This is a genomic window from Streptomyces sp. NPDC048461 (assembly GCF_055587105.1).
The window spans coordinates 106,602-124,177 of record NZ_JBVJGW010000007.1 but is presented as its reverse complement, the minus strand read 5'-3'; the positions used below and the strand labels follow the sequence as shown (position 1 = coordinate 124,177).

Annotated in this window: 12 protein-coding genes and 1 pseudogene; 7 read left to right on the top strand and 6 right to left on the bottom strand. The window is 72.8% G+C overall.

Going from position 1 to position 17,576, the window contains the following annotated elements:
• The first annotated feature begins 155 nt into the window (after positions 1-155).
• Positions 156-920 (top strand): GntR family transcriptional regulator, encoded by a 765-nt coding sequence (locus ACZ6S8_RS14715; RefSeq protein ID WP_469455641.1) that lies wholly within the window; start codon positions 156-158, stop codon positions 918-920.
• Positions 921-933: 13 nt separating this feature from the next.
• Here ACZ6S8_RS14715 and ACZ6S8_RS14710 read toward each other — a convergent pair whose 3' ends face one another.
• The gene (locus ACZ6S8_RS14710) at positions 934-1,119 is read right to left on the bottom strand and encodes a hypothetical protein (protein ID WP_469455640.1); all 186 of its coding nucleotides are present in this window, start codon (positions 1,117-1,119) and stop codon (positions 934-936) included.
• Between the two features lie 173 nt (positions 1,120-1,292).
• On the opposite strand from ACZ6S8_RS14710, the gene ACZ6S8_RS14705 reads away from it, so the two are divergent.
• The gene (locus ACZ6S8_RS14705) at positions 1,293-5,156 is read left to right on the top strand and encodes an ABC transporter ATP-binding protein (protein WP_469455638.1); all 3,864 of its coding nucleotides are present in this window, start codon (positions 1,293-1,295) and stop codon (positions 5,154-5,156) included.
• A gap of 101 nt (positions 5,157-5,257) precedes the next feature.
• Here ACZ6S8_RS14705 and ACZ6S8_RS14700 read toward each other — a convergent pair whose 3' ends face one another.
• Positions 5,258-5,812, bottom strand: a complete 555-nt coding sequence (locus ACZ6S8_RS14700; protein ID WP_469455635.1) for an EF-hand domain-containing protein — start codon at positions 5,810-5,812, stop codon at positions 5,258-5,260.
• 366 nt (positions 5,813-6,178) lie between these two features.
• On the opposite strand from ACZ6S8_RS14700, the gene ACZ6S8_RS14695 reads away from it, so the two are divergent.
• Entirely contained in the window at positions 6,179-6,670 is a 492-nt protein-coding gene (locus tag ACZ6S8_RS14695) for a hypothetical protein (RefSeq protein ID WP_469455634.1), read from the top strand.
• 84 nt (positions 6,671-6,754) lie between these two features.
• A complete protein-coding gene (locus tag ACZ6S8_RS14690) occupies positions 6,755-8,188 on the top strand; it encodes an aminopeptidase (protein WP_469455632.1) in 1,434 nt (477 codons plus the stop codon).
• Between the two features lie 128 nt (positions 8,189-8,316).
• Here ACZ6S8_RS14690 and ACZ6S8_RS14685 read toward each other — a convergent pair whose 3' ends face one another.
• Both ACZ6S8_RS14685 and ACZ6S8_RS14680 read right to left on the bottom strand, forming a co-directional pair.
• Positions 8,317-10,140 (bottom strand): glycoside hydrolase family 3 protein, encoded by a 1,824-nt coding sequence (locus ACZ6S8_RS14685; protein ID WP_469455630.1) that lies wholly within the window; start codon positions 10,138-10,140, stop codon positions 8,317-8,319.
• Positions 10,141-10,150: 10 nt separating this feature from the next.
• Positions 10,151-11,107 carry a LysR family transcriptional regulator gene (locus ACZ6S8_RS14680; RefSeq protein WP_469455628.1) on the bottom strand — a complete coding sequence of 319 codons (957 nt, stop codon included), beginning with the start codon at positions 11,105-11,107 and terminating at the stop codon, positions 10,151-10,153.
• Between the two features lie 100 nt (positions 11,108-11,207).
• On the opposite strand from ACZ6S8_RS14680, the gene ACZ6S8_RS14675 reads away from it, so the two are divergent.
• Positions 11,208-12,143 (top strand): EamA family transporter, encoded by a 936-nt coding sequence (locus ACZ6S8_RS14675; protein ID WP_469455626.1) that lies wholly within the window; start codon positions 11,208-11,210, stop codon positions 12,141-12,143.
• Here the strand turns inward: ACZ6S8_RS14675 and ACZ6S8_RS14670 are convergent.
• A pseudogene (locus ACZ6S8_RS14670) lies at positions 12,094-12,591 on the bottom strand (GNAT family N-acetyltransferase); the annotation flags it as partial. The gene ACZ6S8_RS14675 and the pseudogene ACZ6S8_RS14670 overlap by 50 nt on opposite strands.
• 154 nt (positions 12,592-12,745) lie before the next feature.
• Positions 12,746-13,282 (bottom strand): DUF937 domain-containing protein, encoded by a 537-nt coding sequence (locus ACZ6S8_RS14665; RefSeq protein WP_469455624.1) that lies wholly within the window; start codon positions 13,280-13,282, stop codon positions 12,746-12,748.
• 291 nt (positions 13,283-13,573) lie between these two features.
• Here ACZ6S8_RS14665 and recD2 point away from each other — a divergent pair, with 291 nt between their 5' ends.
• Together recD2 and ACZ6S8_RS14655 are read left to right on the top strand one after the other, a co-directional pair.
• The gene (recD2, locus tag ACZ6S8_RS14660; protein ID WP_469455623.1) at positions 13,574-15,826 is read left to right on the top strand and encodes an SF1B family DNA helicase RecD2; all 2,253 of its coding nucleotides are present in this window, start codon (positions 13,574-13,576) and stop codon (positions 15,824-15,826) included.
• 182 nt (positions 15,827-16,008) lie between these two features.
• On the top strand, positions 16,009-17,298 hold the full coding sequence (locus ACZ6S8_RS14655) for a citrate synthase (RefSeq protein ID WP_469455622.1): 1,290 nt from the start codon (positions 16,009-16,011) through the stop codon (positions 17,296-17,298).
• The last annotated feature ends 278 nt before the right edge of the window (positions 17,299-17,576 follow it).

The window sequence follows — 17,576 nt, the reverse complement described above, 5'->3', positions numbered from 1 at the left end:
TATCTAGATACCTACCTGCGATCAGTGAAGCGGGCCGGCGCCCCGCTCCGCCAGTAGATGTCTAGATATGTTCGATGCTGGCGGGTGTTGAGCGAGGAGCGCCGTTCTGTGCCGACGCGCCCCTAGGCTGCTCGGAGATGATCGGAGAGGGCGGTATGGCGAAGGACGTCGTGGGGCGGCAGCCCAAGTACCAGCGCATTGCTGCTGAGCTGAAAGACGCGATTGCGGCCGGTGAGTACGGTCCTGGCGCACGGCTGCCTGGCGAGAGCGACCTGATGAGCCGGTACGGCGTGGCCCGGATGACCGCACGGCAGGCCTTCGGGGTCCTTCAAGCGGAGGGCCTGGCCGAGGCGCGCAAGGGTGCCGGGGTCTTCGTGCGGGAGTACCAGGTCGTCATCCGGCGCCGCGGGATCCAGCGGTTGGCCGTGGAGGTGTGGGGTGCCGGGGGATCCATCTGGGACGTGGACGGAAAGGGGCGCGAGCCCGTCGTAGAGATCCTCGGTGTCACGGAGGAGCCGGCGCCGGACCCCGTCGCCGCCGTGCTCGGGCTCGGCAAGGAGGCCACGGCCTGCGTGCGCCGGCGGCGGTTCCTTCTCGACGGGAAGCCCGTCATGCTCGCCACCTCCTACCTCGACGCCGCCCTCGTGGCCGGTACGCCCGTCGCGGAGCCCGACAGCGGGCCCGGCGGGATCTACGCCCGCCTCGCCGAGCTGGGGTACGGGCCCGCGCGGTTCCGGGAGGAGATCCGGTCGCGGATGCCGGGCCCGGACGAGGCCGCCCGGCTCGGGCTGGCCGCGGGGACCCCGGTGGTGCTGGTCTGCCGTACGGCCTACACCGCCGAGGGGAAGGCGGTCGAGGTGAACGAGATGGTCCTCGACTCAGCCGCCTACGTCCTGGAGTACGAGTTCGACGCCCGCTAGGGGCGGATGCGGCCTACGCCGGGGCGAACCAGCCCGACAGGAGGAGGTCGTCCTCGTCGCGGTCCGGTTCGCGGGCCGTGTCGGCGCCCGCGTGCGCCTCCGTGCCCCGGGGGCGCTCGGGCCGGGGCCGGGCCGCGGCCGACGGGTGCGAGGCGCGGACCCACGGGGCCGGGTCGGCTTCGGTGTCCTTGATCGTCATGGGCTGAGTATGGCCGGGCGCCGCCCGGCGCCTCCCGCTGCCCCCGTGACCCGTACGGCTCAGGACGGCTCGCCGAACAGCGCGTAAACCCGTTCGATTGTTGCGGCGGGATGAAATCCGCCGGTCGGCGCGTTGGGGGAGGCGGCAGGGCAGGAGCTACGGGGAGGCATGACGTGACGGCGGCGAAGACGGCGGGCGGGGAAAAACAGGGCTGGGCCAGGAGGCTGACCGCCTACACCTGGCGCTACAAGGCGAACGTGCTCCTCGCGCTCGGATCCTCGCTGGGCGGCATGGCCGTCATGGCGGTCGTACCGCTGGTCACCAAGGTGATCATCGACGACGTCATCGGGGACAAGACCAAGGACATGGCGCCCTGGGCCGGCATGCTCATAGCCGCCGCCCTCCTCGTCTACGTGCTCACCTACATCCGCCGCTACTACGGCGGCCGCCTCGCCCTCGACGTGCAGCACGACCTGCGCACCGACATGTACGACACCATCGCCCGCCTCGACGGCCGGCGGCAGGACGAGCTGTCCACCGGCCAGGTGATCGGGCGGGCCACCAGCGACCTCCAGCTGATCCAGGGCCTGCTCTTCATGCTCCCGATGACCATCGGGAACTTCCTCCTCTTCGGGATATCCCTCGGCATCATGCTGTGGCTGTCCCCGCTGCTGACCCTCGTCGCCCTTCTCATGGCCCCCGCCCTCTGGTTCATCGCCAAGCGCAGCCGCAGGAAGCTCTTCCCCGCCACCTGGTGGGCCCAGGGGCAGGCCGCCGCCGTCGCGGGCGTCGTCGACGGAGCCGTGACCGGCGTCCGCGTCGTGAAGGGCTTCGGCCAGGAGGACCAGGAGACCGGCAAGCTGCGCGCCGCCGGCCGCCGGCTGTTCGCCGGCCGGATGCGCACCATCCGGCTGAACTCCCGCTACACCCCGGCGCTCCAGGCCGTACCGGCCCTCGCACAGGTCGCCATGCTGGCCCTCGGCGGCTGGATGGCCACCAACGGCCAGGTCACCCTCGGCACCTTCGTCGCCTTCTCCACCTACCTCGCCCAGCTCGTCGGCCCCGTCCGCATGCTCGCCATGGTGCTCACCGTCGGCCAGCAGGCCCGCGCCGGCGCCGAGCGGGTCTTCGAGCTCATCGACACCGAACCCGAGATCCGGGAGGGCGCCACCGAGCTGCCCGCCGACGCGCCCGCCACCGTCGAGTTCGACGGCGTCGCCTTCGGGTACGACCGCGAGCGGCCCGTGCTCGACGGGTTCTCGCTCTCGCTCGCCGAGGGGGAGACCATCGCCCTCGTCGGAGCCTCCGGCAGCGGCAAGTCCACCGTCTCGCTCCTCCTGCCCCGCTTCTACGACGCCGACCGCGGCACCGTCCGCGTCGGCGGCCACGACGTCCGCGACCTGACGTACGCGTCCCTCCGGTCGGCGATCGGCCTGGTGCCCGAGGACTCCTTCCTCTTCTCCGACACCATCCGCGCGAACATCGCCTACGGGCACCCCGAGGCCGGCGACGAGCAGATCCGCGCCGCCGCCCGCGCCGCCCAGGCCGAGGGCTTCATCGAGGCCCTCCCCGCCGGCTACGACACCAAGGTCGGCGAGCAGGGACTCACCCTCTCCGGCGGCCAGCGCCAGCGCATCGCGCTCGCCCGCGCCATCCTCACCGACCCCCGGCTGCTGCTTCTCGACGACGCCACCTCCGCCGTGGACGCCCGCGTCGAGCACGAGATCCACGAGGCGCTGCGCGCCGTCATGGCCGGCCGGACCACCCTGCTGATCGCCCACCGCCGCTCCACCCTGGCGCTCGCCGACCGGATCGCCGTGCTCGACCGCGGCCGGCTCGCCGACCTCGGTACGCACGAGGAGCTGGAACGCCGCTCCGCCCTCTACCGCCGGCTCCTCACCGACCCCGACGCCCTCGGCGCCGGCTCGCCGCGCACGCCCGCCGACACGCCGATGGCCGAGTTCGAGCGCGACCTGGACCGGGACGGCGACCTGGAGCGGGGCATCGAGCTCGAAGCGGAGATCGACTCCGAGCCCGTCAACGCCAAGCGCCGGGTCGCGGGCGGGATCACCCCCGAGCTGTGGCGGCGCCAGGAGGAGGCGGACAACGCCTCCGCCGCCGCGCCCGCCGCCTCCGCCGGGATCCGCGCCCCCGGGGCCGGGCACTCCATGGCCGGAGCGGTGGCCGGGATGCCCGCGACCCCCGAGCTGCTCGCACAGGTGGCCGCGCTGCCGCCCGCCGACGACGAGCCCGACGTGGACGAGACCCGGGCCGCGGCCGCCGAGGAGAGCTACGGCCTGCGCCGCCTCCTCAAGGGCTTCTGGGCGCCGCTCGCCATCAGCCTCGGCCTCGTGGCCGTCGACGCGGGCGCCGGACTGCTGCTGCCCATCCTCATCCGCCACGGCATCGACCAGGGCGTCGAGCAGGCCGCCCTGGGCGCCGTCTGGGTGGCCGCCGCACTCGCCCTCGTGATCGTCATCGCCCAGTGGGCCGCGCAGTTCGCCGAGACCCGGATGACGGGCCGTACCGGCGAGCGCGTGCTGTACGCCCTGCGCGTCAAGATCTTCGCCCAGCTCCAGCGCCTCGGCCTCGACTACTACGAGCGCGAGCTGACCGGCAAGATCATGACCCGGATGACCACGGACGTCGACGCCCTGTCCACGTTCCTGCAGACCGGGCTCGTCACCGCCGTCGTCTCCGTCTTCACCTTCTTCGGCATCCTCGTCGCCCTGCTCGTCCTCGACGTCGAGCTGGCGCTGATCGTCTTCGCGACCCTGCCCCTGCTGGTGGTGGGCACGGTCTACTTCCGCCGCAAGTCGGTCGCCGCGTACGAGCTCGCCCGCGACCGGGTCAGCCTGGTCAACGCCGACCTCCAGGAGTCCGTCTCCGGGCTGCGCATCGTCCAGGCCTTCCGCCGCGAGGGCGCCGGCGCCGCCCGGTTCGCCGAGCGCAGCGACGCGTACCGCGAGGCCCGGGTCCGCGGCCAGTGGCTGATATCGATCTACTTCCCGTTCGTGCAGCTGCTGTCCTCGGGCGCGGCGGCCGCCGTGCTCATCGTCGGCGCGGGCCGGGTGGACGCCGGCACGCTCACGCTCGGCGCGCTGGTGGCGTACCTGCTCTACATCGACCTGTTCTTCGCCCCGGTCCAGCAGCTCTCCCAGGTCTTCGACGGCTACCAGCAGGCCACCGTCTCGCTCGGCCGGATCCAGGGACTGCTGCGGGAGCCCACCTCCACCCCGAGGCCGACCGACCCCCGCGAGGTGCCGGAGCTGCGCGGGGAGATCGCCTTCGAGGACGTCCGCTTCACGTACGGCACGGCCGAGGAGCGGGGCGAGAAGGGGGAGGCGCTGGCCGGAATCAGCCTGCGGATCCCCGCCGGGCAGACCGTGGCCTTCGTGGGCGAGACCGGAGCGGGCAAGTCCACGCTGGTCAAGATGGTGGCCCGGTTCTACGACCCGACCTCCGGCCGGATCACCGCCGACGGCGCCGACCTGCGGGAGCTCGATCTGACGGCGTACCGCCACCGGCTCGGCGTCGTCCCCCAGGAGCCGTACCTCTTCCCGGGGACCGTCCGCGACGCCATCGCCTACGGGCGGCCCGCCGCGAGCGACGCCGAGGTGGAGGCCGCCGCCCGCGCGGTCGGCGCCCACGCCATGATCGCGACCCTCGACGGCGGCTACCTGCACACCGTCTCCGAGCGCGGCCGCAACCTCTCCGCCGGGCAGCGCCAGCTGATCGCGCTGGCCCGCGCCGAGCTCGTCGACCCGGAGGTCCTGCTGCTCGACGAGGCGACCGCCGCCCTCGACCTCGCCACCGAGGCCCAGGTCAACCGGGCCACCGACCGGCTCGCGGGCAAGCGCACCACCCTGGTGGTGGCCCACCGGCTGACCACCGCGGCCCGCGCCGACCGGGTCGTGGTCATGGACCGCGGCCGGGTGGTGGAGGACGGCACCCACGCCGAACTCCTGGGCCGCGGCGGGCGGTACGCCGACCTGTGGCGCACCTTCGTCGGGGAGGACGAGCCGGCCGCCGCCTAGGCGGCCGACGAGGCGGCCACGACAGGGGCACGGGGCCAAGGCTCCGGCCGGGCCGGGCTCGGGGTGGCGGCACCCGGAGCCCGGCCCGCCGCCGTCCGGGCTCAGAGCTCGCCGAACAGCAGGTTCCCGGGGGCGTCCTCGTCCGTACCGGTGTAGTAGTCGCGCACGGCGTCGAGGAGTTCGTCCACGGTCAGGTACCCGTCGTGGTTCTTGTCGATCTTCGCGAAGAGCGCGTCCGCGTCGGCGGGGTCCAGCTTCGTGTCGAAGGCCAGCTGGGCCTTGTGGAACTCCTCCGGGCTGATGTGCCCGTCGCCGTTGGTGTCGACGACGGTCAGGATCGCCTGGACCATCGGGCGGAAGGACCTGTCGTACGCCGCGCCGTCGTCCTGGAAGAGGCGCGTCATGCCCTGCTTGTACTCCGCCTGCGTGAGCTTGTGGTCCTTGTCGACGTCCAGCTCCTTGAACAGCTCGACCCAGAAGTCGACCAGGCCGCCCATGACCTTCGCCGCCTTGGGCGAGTCGGCCGGCTCGTCGAGGGCCGTCAGCAGGCGGGAGCCGAGCCCGATGATGTCGTGCTCGTCGATGACCCGGTCGTCGTTGACGTCCAGGTGCGTGAAGGCGCGCTCCAGCTTGCGGTCGAGCAGGTCGTTCGTCACGGGGGTGGCCTTTCGTGGCTACGGTGGGCGGTCGTCCGGTCGCCTAGCGTAATCTCCTCCGTGATCGTGAACTCCCGCTCTGCCGCTGGGAAGTTGTTGATGCACTCGTACGAGGGAGCGGGATGTGTGCCCCGCAGACCCGGAACCTGCGGATCCGGTGGCCGGACCCGGCGCGCCGGACATGCGGGTGATCTGGCGGTTCGCCATGGTTCGGACGGGCGCGAACCGGCCACCGTGCCGCGGATGCTTGTGCGTTGCAACCTTCCGGGCGGCCGGAACGTCGTACGTGCGTGCGCGCGGTGTACGTACGACCGATCGGGGGACTGGGTGGTGCAGGTGCGGAGGGGACGCGGAGGGTGGGCCGTCGTGCCGGTCGTGTTCGCGGCGGCGCTGTCGCTGTGCGCCGGCGGACTGGTCACGGCGACGCCCGCGGAGGCAGGGACCGCCCGGTCCGCGGCCGTGCAGCCCTGGCAGGCCCGGACCGGGGGCGCCGGACCCGCGCCCGCCGGGGCGGAGCGGGCCGGGTCGGCGCAGCCCGGGGCCGTGCGGGCCGGGAAGGTCCGGGCCGCGAGCGAGGGCTGCGGCGGCCGGCTGGCGCGGACGCTGCCCTTCTCGACGGGTGAGGTGCGGATCTACAAGAGCCGCACCCAGGCCTGCGCGATGGCGGTGGCCCGCGTTCCCGGCGAGCGCCGGCCGATGGAGGTCAGCATCCAGCCGCGGGGCGGGGCTCCGGTCCGCGACGCGGGCCGGTTCACCCGGTACGCCGGGCCCGTCACGGTCGGTGCGATCAGCCGCTGCGTGTACGTAAGGGGGAGCGTGGGGGCCGGATCCGTCGATTCCGGCTGGATCCTGTGCTGACGGACCGACCCAACTGGGTCTGGTCAGACGCGCGTTCGCCCGGCTAGGTTCACGGCGACCGAAGTGAACTCAAGGGGAGGGTGCATGCGCAAGACGCTCGGATGGCTGCTGTCACTCGTGGTGCTGATCGGCACCATGGGTGTTGCGGGCTCCACGGCACAAGCGGCCACCGCCGCGGAGCCGGCCGCCGCCACGGACATCAAGGACCAGATCCTCGGCATCCCGGGGATGAGCCTGATCGAGGAGAAGCCGTACCCCGGTTACCGCTTCTTCGTACTGAACTACGAGCAGCCGGTCGACCACCGGCAGCCGTGGAAGGGCACCTTCAAGCAGCGCCTGACCCTGCTCCACAAGGACGTCTCCCGGCCCACGGTGTTCTTCACCTCCGGATACAACGTCAACACCAGCCCGCGCCGGAGCGAGCCGACGACCATCGTCGACGGCAACCAGGTGTCGCTGGAGTATCGATTCTTCACCCCCTCGCGGCCCGACCCGGCCAACTGGGCCAACCTGGACATCTGGCAGGCCGCCAGTGACCAGCACCGCCTCTTCGCCGCGCTGAAGAAGACCTACAAGAAGAACTGGCTCGCCACGGGCGGCAGCAAGGGCGGCATGACCGCCACGTACTACGAGCGCTTCTACCCGCGCGACATGGACGGCATCGTCGCGTACGTCGCGCCCAACGACGTCGTCAACAAGGAGGACTCGGCCTACGACCGGTTCTTCAACAAGGTCGGCACCAAGGAGTGCCGCGACCGGCTGAACGCCGTGCAGCGCGAGGCGCTGGTGCGCCGCGAGCCGCTGGAGGCCAAGTACGCGGCCGCCGCCGCCGAGAACGGCTGGACCTTCACCACCGTCGGCACCCTCGACAAGGCCTACGAGGCCGTCGTCCTCGACTACGTGTGGGCCTTCTGGCAGTACAGCCTGCTCGCCGACTGCTCCACGGTCCCGGCCGCCGCGACCGCTTCGGACCAGGAGATCTGGGACAGCATCGACGCGATCTCCGGCTTCTCGGCCTACGCCGACCAGGGCCTGGAGACGTACACGCCGTACTACTACCAGGCGGGCACCCAGCTGGGCTCTCCCGACATCAAGCAGCCCCACCTCAAGGGTCTGAGCCGCTACGGCTACCAGCCGCCGCGCAACTTCGTCCCCCGTTCGATCCCGATGACCTTCCAGCCGGGGGCCATGGCGGACGTGGACCAGTGGGTCCGCATGCACGCGAACCAGATGCTGTTCGTGTACGGGCAGAACGACCCGTGGGGCGCCGAACCGTTCCGCCTCGGCTACGGGGTGCGCGACAGCTACGTGATGACCGCCCCCGGCGCCAACCACGGGGCCAACGTCGCCAAGCTCCTGGACGGCGAGCGGACGCTGGCCACCGCGAAGATCCTCCAGTGGGCCGGGGTGGCCCCGGCCGCCGCGCTCGCCGACACGGGCAAGGCGGCGCCGCTGGCGGCGCCGGACGCGCAGCTCGACCAGCGCGACCTGGAGCGCGAGCCGCAGCTGCGGCCGTAACCCGTCAGGTGAACCCGGGGCGTGTCCGCACACGGTGCGGACACGCCCTCACCCGTCCCGGAAGCCTGTGAACCCCCGCGGCGCCGTGCGCGGCCCGCGGGGCGCCGATCGGCGCCGGGCCGCCGCCGTCAGGGGTACGCCAGTCCGTGGCCCAGCGGGTAGCGGCCCGGAACCGGGACCGGGAGGCGGCCACCGGGGCGTACCGCACCGGTGATCACCCGGGCCGCCGCGCGCATCTCCACGTCCGTCCAGCAGTACGTCGCCAGCTCCGCCGCGCACGCCGGCAGCCGGGCCGCGTCGTACGGGTTGCGGACCGCCACCGCGATCACCGGCACCCCGGACGCGACGAGTTCCGCCACCAGCGCGCGCTGAGGACCGTCCCCCTCGGGGACGTTGTACGTGCACACCAGCACCGCCGCATGGCCCGGCGCCGCGGCCGCGGCCCGCTCGGGAGCCACCGCGGAGGCCCGGCAGCCCAGCGCGGTCAGCTCCCGTGCCAGGACGGCCGTCGGGGGCCCCGTGGTGCCGGTGGGGGAGACCGGGTCGGCCCCGGTGACCAGCAGCCGGGGCGCGGCCGCGGCGTCGAGCGGCAGCAGCCCGACGGGATTGGCCAGCAGGGTGGTCGTGCCGGCCGCGATCTCGTCGGCCGCCGCCAGGTGTTCGGGGGAGCCGACGACGGAACCCGCGAGGGCTGCGGTCGCCCGGGGCGCCCCGAACAGGCCGCGCCGGGCCTTGAGTTCCAGGATGCGCAGCACCGACGCGTCGATCCGTGCCTCGGTCAGCTCGCCCGCCTCGACGGCCGCCAGCACGCTGCGGTGCGCGAGTCCCAGGTCCGGCGGGTTCAGCAGCTGGTCGCAGCCCGCGAGCAGGGCCAGGACCGGCACCCGGTCGTCGCCGTACTTCTGGCGGACCCCGGCCATGTCCAGGGCGTCGGTGACCACGACCCCGCGGAAGCCCAGGCGTTCGCGCAGGATGCCGGTGACGATGGGGCGCGAGAGGGTCGCGGGGTCCCCGGAGGGGTCGAGCGCGGGGAACATGATGTGCGCCGTCATGATCGCGTCCACGCCCGCCTCCACGGCCGCCCGGAAGGGCGGCTCGTCGAGCTCCTCCCAGACGGCCCGGGTGTGCCGCATCACGGGCAGCCCGACGTGGCTGTCGGTCTCGGTGTCCCCGTGGCCGGGGAAGTGCTTGGCGGTGGCGGCCACCCCGGCGCCCTGGTAGCCCCGGACCTGTGCGGCCACCAGGGCGGCCACGGCGCGCGGATCGGAGCCGAAGGACCGTACGCCGATCACCGGGTTCGCCGGGTTGACGTTGACGTCGGCCACCGGCGCATAGTCCTGGCGAATGCCCATGGCCGCCAGCTCGGTGCCCGAGATCCGCGCGGCCCGGCGGGCGTCGGCCGGGGAGCCGCCCGCGCCGAGCGCCATCGCCCCCGGCAGCAGGGTCGCGGGCCGGCCGATGCGGGCGACCGCCCCGTGCTCCTGGTCGGTGGAGAGCAGCAGCGGGATCCGCGCGCCGCTGCCCAGGGCGGCCCGCTGGAGGCCGCCGGAGAGCTCCGCGATCTGCCCCGGGTCGCGGGTGTTGTGGGCCCACGCGAAGTAGACGATCCCGCCCAGGTGGTAGCGGGAGACCAGCTCGGCCGCGGTGCGGACCCCGAACAGCGCCAGGTTCTGCTCGGCGTCCGCCGGGTCGGGGTCGGTCGCCGAGTGGCCGTACGCCCGGGACACGAACAGCTGCCCGACCTTCTCGGCGAGGCTCATCCCCTCCACCAGCCCGCGCAGCCGGGCCGGGTCGGGCCGGCCGCCCGGCGGCCCGCCCGGGGCGCGGTCCGGGGAGCGCGGATCGTCCGGGACGCGGCGGGCCCCCGCGGTGGCGGAGGCGGCCCCGGCCACCGTGACGGCGGCCAGGGCGGCCGCGGCGAGCAGGGTCCGGCGGGAGGCGTGGTTCGGCACGCGCCGGACCCTACTGCCGGGCCGGGGCCGGGGAGTGACGGACACTCGGGAGGTCCCCCGGACGGGCCGCGGCCACCGCCCAGTGGTCCCGCAGGGTCCGTACGGCCTCGGTGATGGCGGGCCGGCGGGCGGCCCCGGTCCGCCACAGGGCGTACAGCCGGCGCACGGGCCCGGGCTCCAGCGGTACGGCCACCGCGCCCGGCGGCAGGGCGCCCGTGCCCAGGCGGGGGACGACGGCCACGCCGAGCCCGGCCGCGACCAGCGCGACGATCGTGTGGTTCTCCTCGGCGACGTGCGCGATGTCGGGCTCGAAGCCGGCCGTCCGCAGGGTCCGCACCAGCCAGTCGTGGCAGACCCGCCCGGGCGGCTGGCAGATCCAGCGCTCCCCGCCCAGGTCCGCGCGCAGGACCGCCCCGCGCCGGGTGAAGGGGTGTCCGGCCGGGACCACCAGGTCGCAGCGGTCGTCGCCGATCACCGCCTGTTCGACCCCCTCGGGCGCCGGCAGCGGGGCGATGTCCCAGTCGTGGGCCACCGCCAGATCGGTGACGCCCCGGACCACCAGGTCGACCGACAGGTGGGGATCCACCTCGGTGAGGCGCACGTCGAGCGCCGGGTGCCGGACGGCCAGGTCGGCCAGCACCCCCGGCAGCAGCCCGCGCGCCGCCGAGGCGAACGCGGCCACCGTCAGCAGCCCGCCGGGCTGCCCGCGGCGCTCCTCCAGGGTCGTCTCGGCCCGCTCCACGATCGCCAGCAACTCCTGCGCCGTGTCGGCCAGGTGGCGGGCCTCCTCGGTGAGGGCGACGCCGCGCCCGCGGCGCTCCAGCAGCGTGGTGCGGGTCTCCCGCTCCAGCTTGGCGATCTGCTGCGAGACCGCCGAGGGGGTGTAGCCGAGGGCGGCCGCCGCGCCCGCGACCGAGCCGTGGACGGAGACGGCGTGCAGGGCGCGGAGCCGGGCGAGATCGAGCATGCCCCCATCGTGGCACCACGGGCATTCGGTAGCAATGCTTCATCCATGGCGGAAGGAACTCGCGCTGGTGCTACATCCTCCGGGCGCCGATGCTCGGACCATGCGTCCCGTACACACCGCGCTCGCCGTGCTCGTCGCCGCCGTCTGGGGCGTCAACTTCGTCGTCATCGAGATCGGACTCGGCCACTTTCCGCCGCTGCTCCTGTCCGCCCTGCGCTTCCTCGCCGCCGCCCTGCCCGCCGTGTTCTTCGTCGGCCGGCCCAAGGTCGCCTGGAAGTGGATCCTCGGGGTCGGGGCGGCCCTGGGCATCGCCAAGTTCGGCCTGCTCTTCACCGGGATGGCCGCCGGGATGCCGGCCGGGCTGTCCTCGCTGGTGCTCCAGATCCAGGCCGTGTTCACCGCGGTCCTCGCCTCCGTCGTCCTGCGCGAGCGGCCCGGCCGGGTGCGGCTGGCCGGCATGGGCGTCGCGCTCGCCGGGATCGCCGTCGCCGCCGTCGACGGGGGGACCTCGGGGCCGGTGCTCGGCTTCGTCCTGGTCGTCGCGGCCGCCGCCTGCTGGGGCGTCTCCAACGTGCTGACCCGCAGGGCCTCGCCGCCCGACGCCCTGAACTTCATGGTCTGGGTGTGCGCCGTTCCGGTGCTGCCGCTGTTCGCGCTCTCGCTGCTGCTGGAGGGGCCGGAGCGGGACCTGGCCGCGCTGCGGGCGCTGGACTGGTCCGGGGCCGCCGTCATCGGGTACGTCGCGTGGGTGTCCACCGTCTTCGGCTTCGGCGCCTGGGGCTACCTGCTGCGGCGCTACCCGGCCTCCTCGGTGGCGCCCTTCTCGCTGCTGGTCCCGGTCTTCGGGATGTCCTCGGCCGCGCTGGTGCTGGACGAGGCCGTCTCCGGAACGCGCTGGCTGGCGGCGGTGCTCCTGGTCGGCGGGGTGGCGCTGACCTCGCTGACGCCCGCGCGGCGTCCGGACCGTACGGGGGTCGGTCCGGACGTCAGCGCGGGGAGCCCTCCTGGAGCGGCAGTCGCCAGTCCTGTCCCGTGAGGGCGACCCCGTACGAGCGGTGCGGGCGCTCGGCGACCAGGGTGAAGCCCGCGCGCAGGTAGAGGGAGCGCGCGGAGGTCAGCACGTCGTTGGTCCACAGGACGAGCTCCCGGTAGCCGACCGAGCGGGCGAAGGCCACGACGGCGTCGACGAGGAGGGTGCCGACGCCGTGGCCGCGGCCGGCGGGCTCCACCAGGAGCAGCCGCAGCCGCGCGGTGCCGGGCGCGGCGTCCTCGCGGACGCACATCACCGAACCGACCGGGCGGCCGTCCAGTTCGGCGATCCAGACCCGTTCCAGGTACGGGTCGTGGTCCTCGGCGAAGCCGGCCACGATCCGGGCCACCAGGCCCTCGAACTCGGTGTTCCAGCCGTACTCCGCGGCGTACAGCGCGCCGTGCCGCTGCACGATCCAGCCCAGGTCGCCGGGCTCGGGGGACCGCAGCCGTACGGGTGCCTTCTCGGGCGTGTCCATGGCGCCCGAGGATAGCGCGGCGGCGGTGGCGGGGGGATGTACCCGGAGGGCGGTCCCGTGCGGCTCCTGCCGCCCGGGACCGCCCTCCGGGTGATCGCGCCACCCGTCGGCGGGTGCTACGCCGTACGGGTCACTTCTTGCCGCCGCCGAGGATCTGGCCCAGCAGGTCGCCGAGTCCGCCGCCCGCCGCGGGGGCCGCGCCGGGGGCCGGGGCGCCGCCGGCCGCGGGGGTCCCGCCCGCCTTGCCGGAGGCCGCGCGCTTGGCGAAGACCGCGAGCAGCACCGGGATCAGCATCTCGATGACGCGGCTGATGGTGGGTGCGGGGATGCCGGTCTTCTTCGACACGGCGCCGGCCACCGGCTTGCTGACCTTGGCGAGCACCCCGGCCATCATCCCGCCGGACAGCAGGCCGCCCAGGCCGCCGCCCAGGGTGGACACGCCCTGCAGCGGGGGCTCCGCCACCTCGGCGAAGGCCTGGCGCACCTCGACGCCGTCGTCGTCGTCGGCCGCCGCCTTCTCCTGCAGACCGCCGGTCATGGCGCCGACCGTCTCCGCGACGGTGTCGCGGGCGCCGTTGGTGTCCGTGCCGAGGAGACCGGCGATCTCGGTCAGCTTCTCGTCGCCGAGTTCGTGGAGCACGTCGTCCTGGAATGAAGGTTCGCTCATGCGGGAAACGCTACTTCTGCGGTGATTTGACGGCACCTCGGACCCGCATTGGGTAACGGAACGATAAAGCTCCGGATCCCGGTGCAACCCCGCGCGGGAATCGCGGGTCGTATGGTGCGTCGGGACTTTCGGGAGGGGATCTGGGGGGATCGGGAAGTCCGACACGGGAGGGGTAACCGTGAGGGGGTCCGGCCGCGAGGCCGGACCCCCTTCTGGTGTCCCGGGCCCGCTCCGCCCCCGGTTCTCCACAGGCGCGCCGCACTGTCGGCGCCGGACGGTAGCTTTCGGTCCATGGCAGCGGACGGGGCGGCGGCGGTACAACTGGCGGTGGTCGACGGGGTGCTCGAACGCATCACCTACGCCAACGAGGACACCGGGTACACGGTCGCCCGCGTCGACACGGGCCGCGGCAGCGGCGACCTCCTGACCGTGGTCGGCTCGCTCCTCGGCGCGCAGCCCGGCGAGTCCCTCCGGATGGAGGGCCGGTGGGGCTCCCACCCGCAGTACGGCCGGCAGTTCACGGTGGAGAACTACCGCACCGTGCTGCCCGCCACCATCCAGGGCATCCGGCGCTACCTCGGCTCCGGCCTGATCAAGGGCATCGGACCGAAGATCGCCGACCGGATCGTGGAGCACTTCGGCACCGACACCCTCGACGTGATCGAGGACGAGCCGAAGCGGCTCGTCGAGGTGCCGGGCCTCGGCCCCAAGCGGACCAAGCTGATCGGCGCCGCCTGGGAGGAGCAGAAGGCCATCAAGGAGGTCATGGTCTTCCTCCAGGGGGTCGGCGTCTCCACCTCCATCGCCGTGCGCATCTACAAGAAGTACGCCGACGCGTCCATCTCGGTGGTGAAGAACCAGCCCTACCGGCTCGCCGCCGACGTCTGGGGCATCGGGTTCCTCACCGCCGACCGCATCGCCCAGGCCGTCGGCATCCCGCACGACAGCCCCGAACGGGTCAAGGCCGGTCTCCAGTACGCCCTGTCGCAGTCCACCGACCAGGGGCACTGCTTCCTGCCGGAGGAGCGGCTCATCGCCGACGGGGTCAAGCTGCTCCAGGTGGACACCGGTCTGGTCATCGACTGCCTCGCCGAGCTCGCCTCCGACCCGGAGGGCGTCGTACGGGAGCCCGTACCCGATCCGCAGGGCGGGCCGGACCCGCTGACCGCCGTGTACCTGGTGCCCTTCCACCGCGCGGAGCTGTCGCTGGTCGGGCAGGTGCGCCGGCTGCTGAACGCCGAGAACGACCGGATGCCCGGCTTCCGGGACGTGGACTGGGACAAGGCCCTGGGCTGGCTCGCCGACCGGACCGGGGCCGCGCTCGCCCCCGAGCAGCGGGACGCGGTGAAGCTGGCCCTCACCCGGCGGGTCGCCGTCCTGACCGGCGGGCCGGGCTGCGGCAAGTCCTTCACCGTGCGCTCGATCGTCGAGCTGGCCCGGGCGAAGAAGGCCAAGGTCGTGCTCGCCGCGCCCACCGGGCGGGCCGCCAAGCGGCTCTCGGAGCTCACCGGGGCCGAGGCCTCCACCGTGCACCGGCTGCTGGAGCTCAAGCCGGGCGGGGACGCGGCGTACGACCGGGACCGCCCGCTGGACGCGGACCTGGTCGTGGTCGACGAGGCCTCGATGCTGGACCTGCTGCTGGCCAACAAGCTGGTCAAGGCGGTGGCGCCGGGGGCGCACCTGCTGCTGGTCGGGGACGTCGACCAGCTCCCCTCGGTCGGCGCGGGGGAGGTGCTCCGGGACCTGCTGGCCGAGGGCGGCCCGGTGCCCGCCGTACGGCTGACCCGCATCTTCCGGCAGGCGCAGCAGTCCGGGGTGGTCACCAACGCCCACCGGATCAACACCGGCCTGCCGCCGATCACCGAGGGGCTGCCGGACTTCTTCCTCTTCCCCGAGGAGGACACGGAGGCGGCCGGGGTGCTGGCCGTGGACGTGGCGGCCCGCAGGATTCCCGCCCGGTTCGGGCTCGACCCGCGCCGGGACGTCCAGGTGCTCGCCCCGATGCACCGCGGGCCCGCCGGCGCCGGGAACCTCAACGCCCTGCTCCAGCAGGCCATCACGCCGGCCCGGCCGAACCTGCCGGAGAAGCGGTTCGGCGGCCGCGTCTTCCGGGTGGGCGACAAGGTCACCCAGATCAGGAACAACTACGAGAAGGGCGCCAACGGCGTCTTCAACGGGACGCTCGGCGTGGTCACCGCCCTCGACGCGGACGAACAGCGCCTGACCGTACGGACGGACGAGGACGAGGAGATCGTGTACGAGTTCGCCGAACTCGACGAGCTGGCCCACGCGTACGCCGTCACCATCCACCGCTCCCAGGGGAGTGAATATCCGGCCGTGGTGATCCCGGTCACCACCGGGGCTTGGATGATGCTCCAGCGGAACCTGCTCTACACGGCGGTGACCAGGGCGAAGAAACTGGTCGTCCTCGTCGGGTCACGCAAGGCTCTCGCGCAGGCCGTGCGTACCGTTTCCGCAGGCAGGAGGTACACGGCGGTCGCCCCGAGGCTGTCCGGCCGGATACCGGTGGGAAACATCACCTAAATGATCGATCATTTGGGGTTCCCGGCGCCCGCGTGAAGGGGCAGGATGAGCAGCTTGGCGGCACTCAGTGCCGTCGAAAAGCCCAAATGCCGACCCCGAGTGCACTCTCCTGCGCCAAATGGGGGAAGGTAGAGGCAGTCAGGGCACCTCGAAGAAGAGGCACTACGTCGGTGAGGGATGACGTGAGCGACAACTCTGTAGTACTCCGGTACGCGGACGGTGAATACACCTACCCGGTGGTCGAGAGCACCGTCGGTGACCAGGGCTTCGACATCTCGAAGCTGCGGGCCCAGACCGGGCTCGTCACGCTGGACAGTGGCTACGGCAACACCGCGGCGTACAAGTCCGCGATTACCTACCTCGACGGCGAGCAGGGGATCCTGCGTTACCGCGGATACCCGATCGAGCAGCTGGCCGAGCGTTCGACCTTCATCGAGGTCGCCTACCTGCTGATCAACGGGGAGCTGCCGACCGTCGACCAGCTCGCGTCGTTCCGCAACGAGATCACCCAGCACACGCTGCTGCACGAGGACGTGAAGCGCTTCTACGACGGCTTCCCGCGCGACGCGCACCCGATGGCGATGCTGTCCTCCGTGGTCAGCGCGCTGTCGACGTTCTACCAGGACAGCCACAACCCGTTCGACGAGAAGCAGCGCCACCTCTCGACGATCCGCCTGCTGGCCAAGCTGCCGACGATCGCGGCCTACGCGTACAAGAAATCGGTCGGCCACCCGGTGGTCTACCCGCGCAACGACCTCGGCTACGTCGAGAACTTCCTGCGCATGACGTTCTCCGTGCCGGCCCAGGAGTACGACCTGGACCCGGTCGTGGTCTCGGCGCTCGACAAGCTGCTGATCCTGCACGCGGACCACGAGCAGAACTGTTCGACCTCCACCGTGCGTCTGGTCGGCTCCTCGCAGGCGAACATGTTCGCCTCGATCTCCGCCGGCATCTCCGCCCTGTGGGGCCCGCTGCACGGTGGCGCCAACCAGTCCGTCCTCGAGATGCTGGAAGGCATCAAGAACGACGGCGGCGACGTCGACGCCTTCATCCGCAAGGTGAAGAACAAGGAAGACGGCGTCCGCCTCATGGGCTTCGGACACCGCGTCTACAAGAGCTTCGACCCCCGGGCGAAGATCATCAAGGCCGCGGCGCACGACGTCCTCTCGGCGCTCGGCAAGAACGACGAGCTGCTCGACATCGCGCTCAAGCTGGAAGAGCACGCGCTGGCCGACGAGTACTTCGTCTCGCGCAACCTCTACCCGAACGTGGACTTCTACACCGGTCTCATCTACCGGGCCATGGGCTTCCCGACCGAGATGTTCACCGTGCTCTTCGCGATCGGCCGCCTTCCCGGCTGGATCGCCCAGTGGCACGAGATGATCAAGGAGCCGGGTTCCCGCATCGGCCGCCCGCGCCAGATCTACACCGGCGAGGTCCTGCGCGACTTCGTCCCCGTGGAGAACCGCTGATCACGGCGAACCGCTGAACCGGGGCCCACGGGCCGCGGCGGCATCCGGGCGCGGAGCGGCGACGCACACGCACATGCAGGACGTACAGGCAGGGAGAAGCGCCCCGCCGTCGATCCCCCCACGGGTCGACGGTCGGGGCGCTTTCCTTTCCCCGGTACGGATTCCCCCCACGGGATCCGACCGGGGCGTCGGTGTCTGCCGGGACCCGTTCGGGTCGGGTGGGCCGCTCAAAGCTTCCCGCGGGCACGCGTCCCGGCCGGCCGGTGCCTCGGACATCC

Bases quoted from the DNA above. Each gene is read 5' to 3' on its own strand.
- ACZ6S8_RS14715 (WP_469455641.1), top strand. From the start codon at position 156: ATGGCGAAGGACGTCGTGGGGCGGCAGCCCAAGTACCAGCGCATTGCT.
- ACZ6S8_RS14710 (WP_469455640.1), bottom strand. From the start codon at position 1,119: ATGACGATCAAGGACACCGAAGCCGACCCGGCCCCGTGGGTCCGCGCC.
- ACZ6S8_RS14690 (WP_469455632.1), top strand. From the start codon at position 6,755: ATGCGCAAGACGCTCGGATGGCTGCTGTCACTCGTGGTGCTGATCGGC.
- ACZ6S8_RS14680 (WP_469455628.1), bottom strand. From the start codon at position 11,107: ATGCTCGATCTCGCCCGGCTCCGCGCCCTGCACGCCGTCTCCGTCCAC.
- ACZ6S8_RS14675 (WP_469455626.1), top strand. From the start codon at position 11,208: ATGCGTCCCGTACACACCGCGCTCGCCGTGCTCGTCGCCGCCGTCTGG.
- ACZ6S8_RS14665 (WP_469455624.1), bottom strand. From the start codon at position 13,282: ATGAGCGAACCTTCATTCCAGGACGACGTGCTCCACGAACTCGGCGAC.
- recD2 (WP_469455623.1), top strand. From the start codon at position 13,574: ATGGCAGCGGACGGGGCGGCGGCGGTACAACTGGCGGTGGTCGACGGG.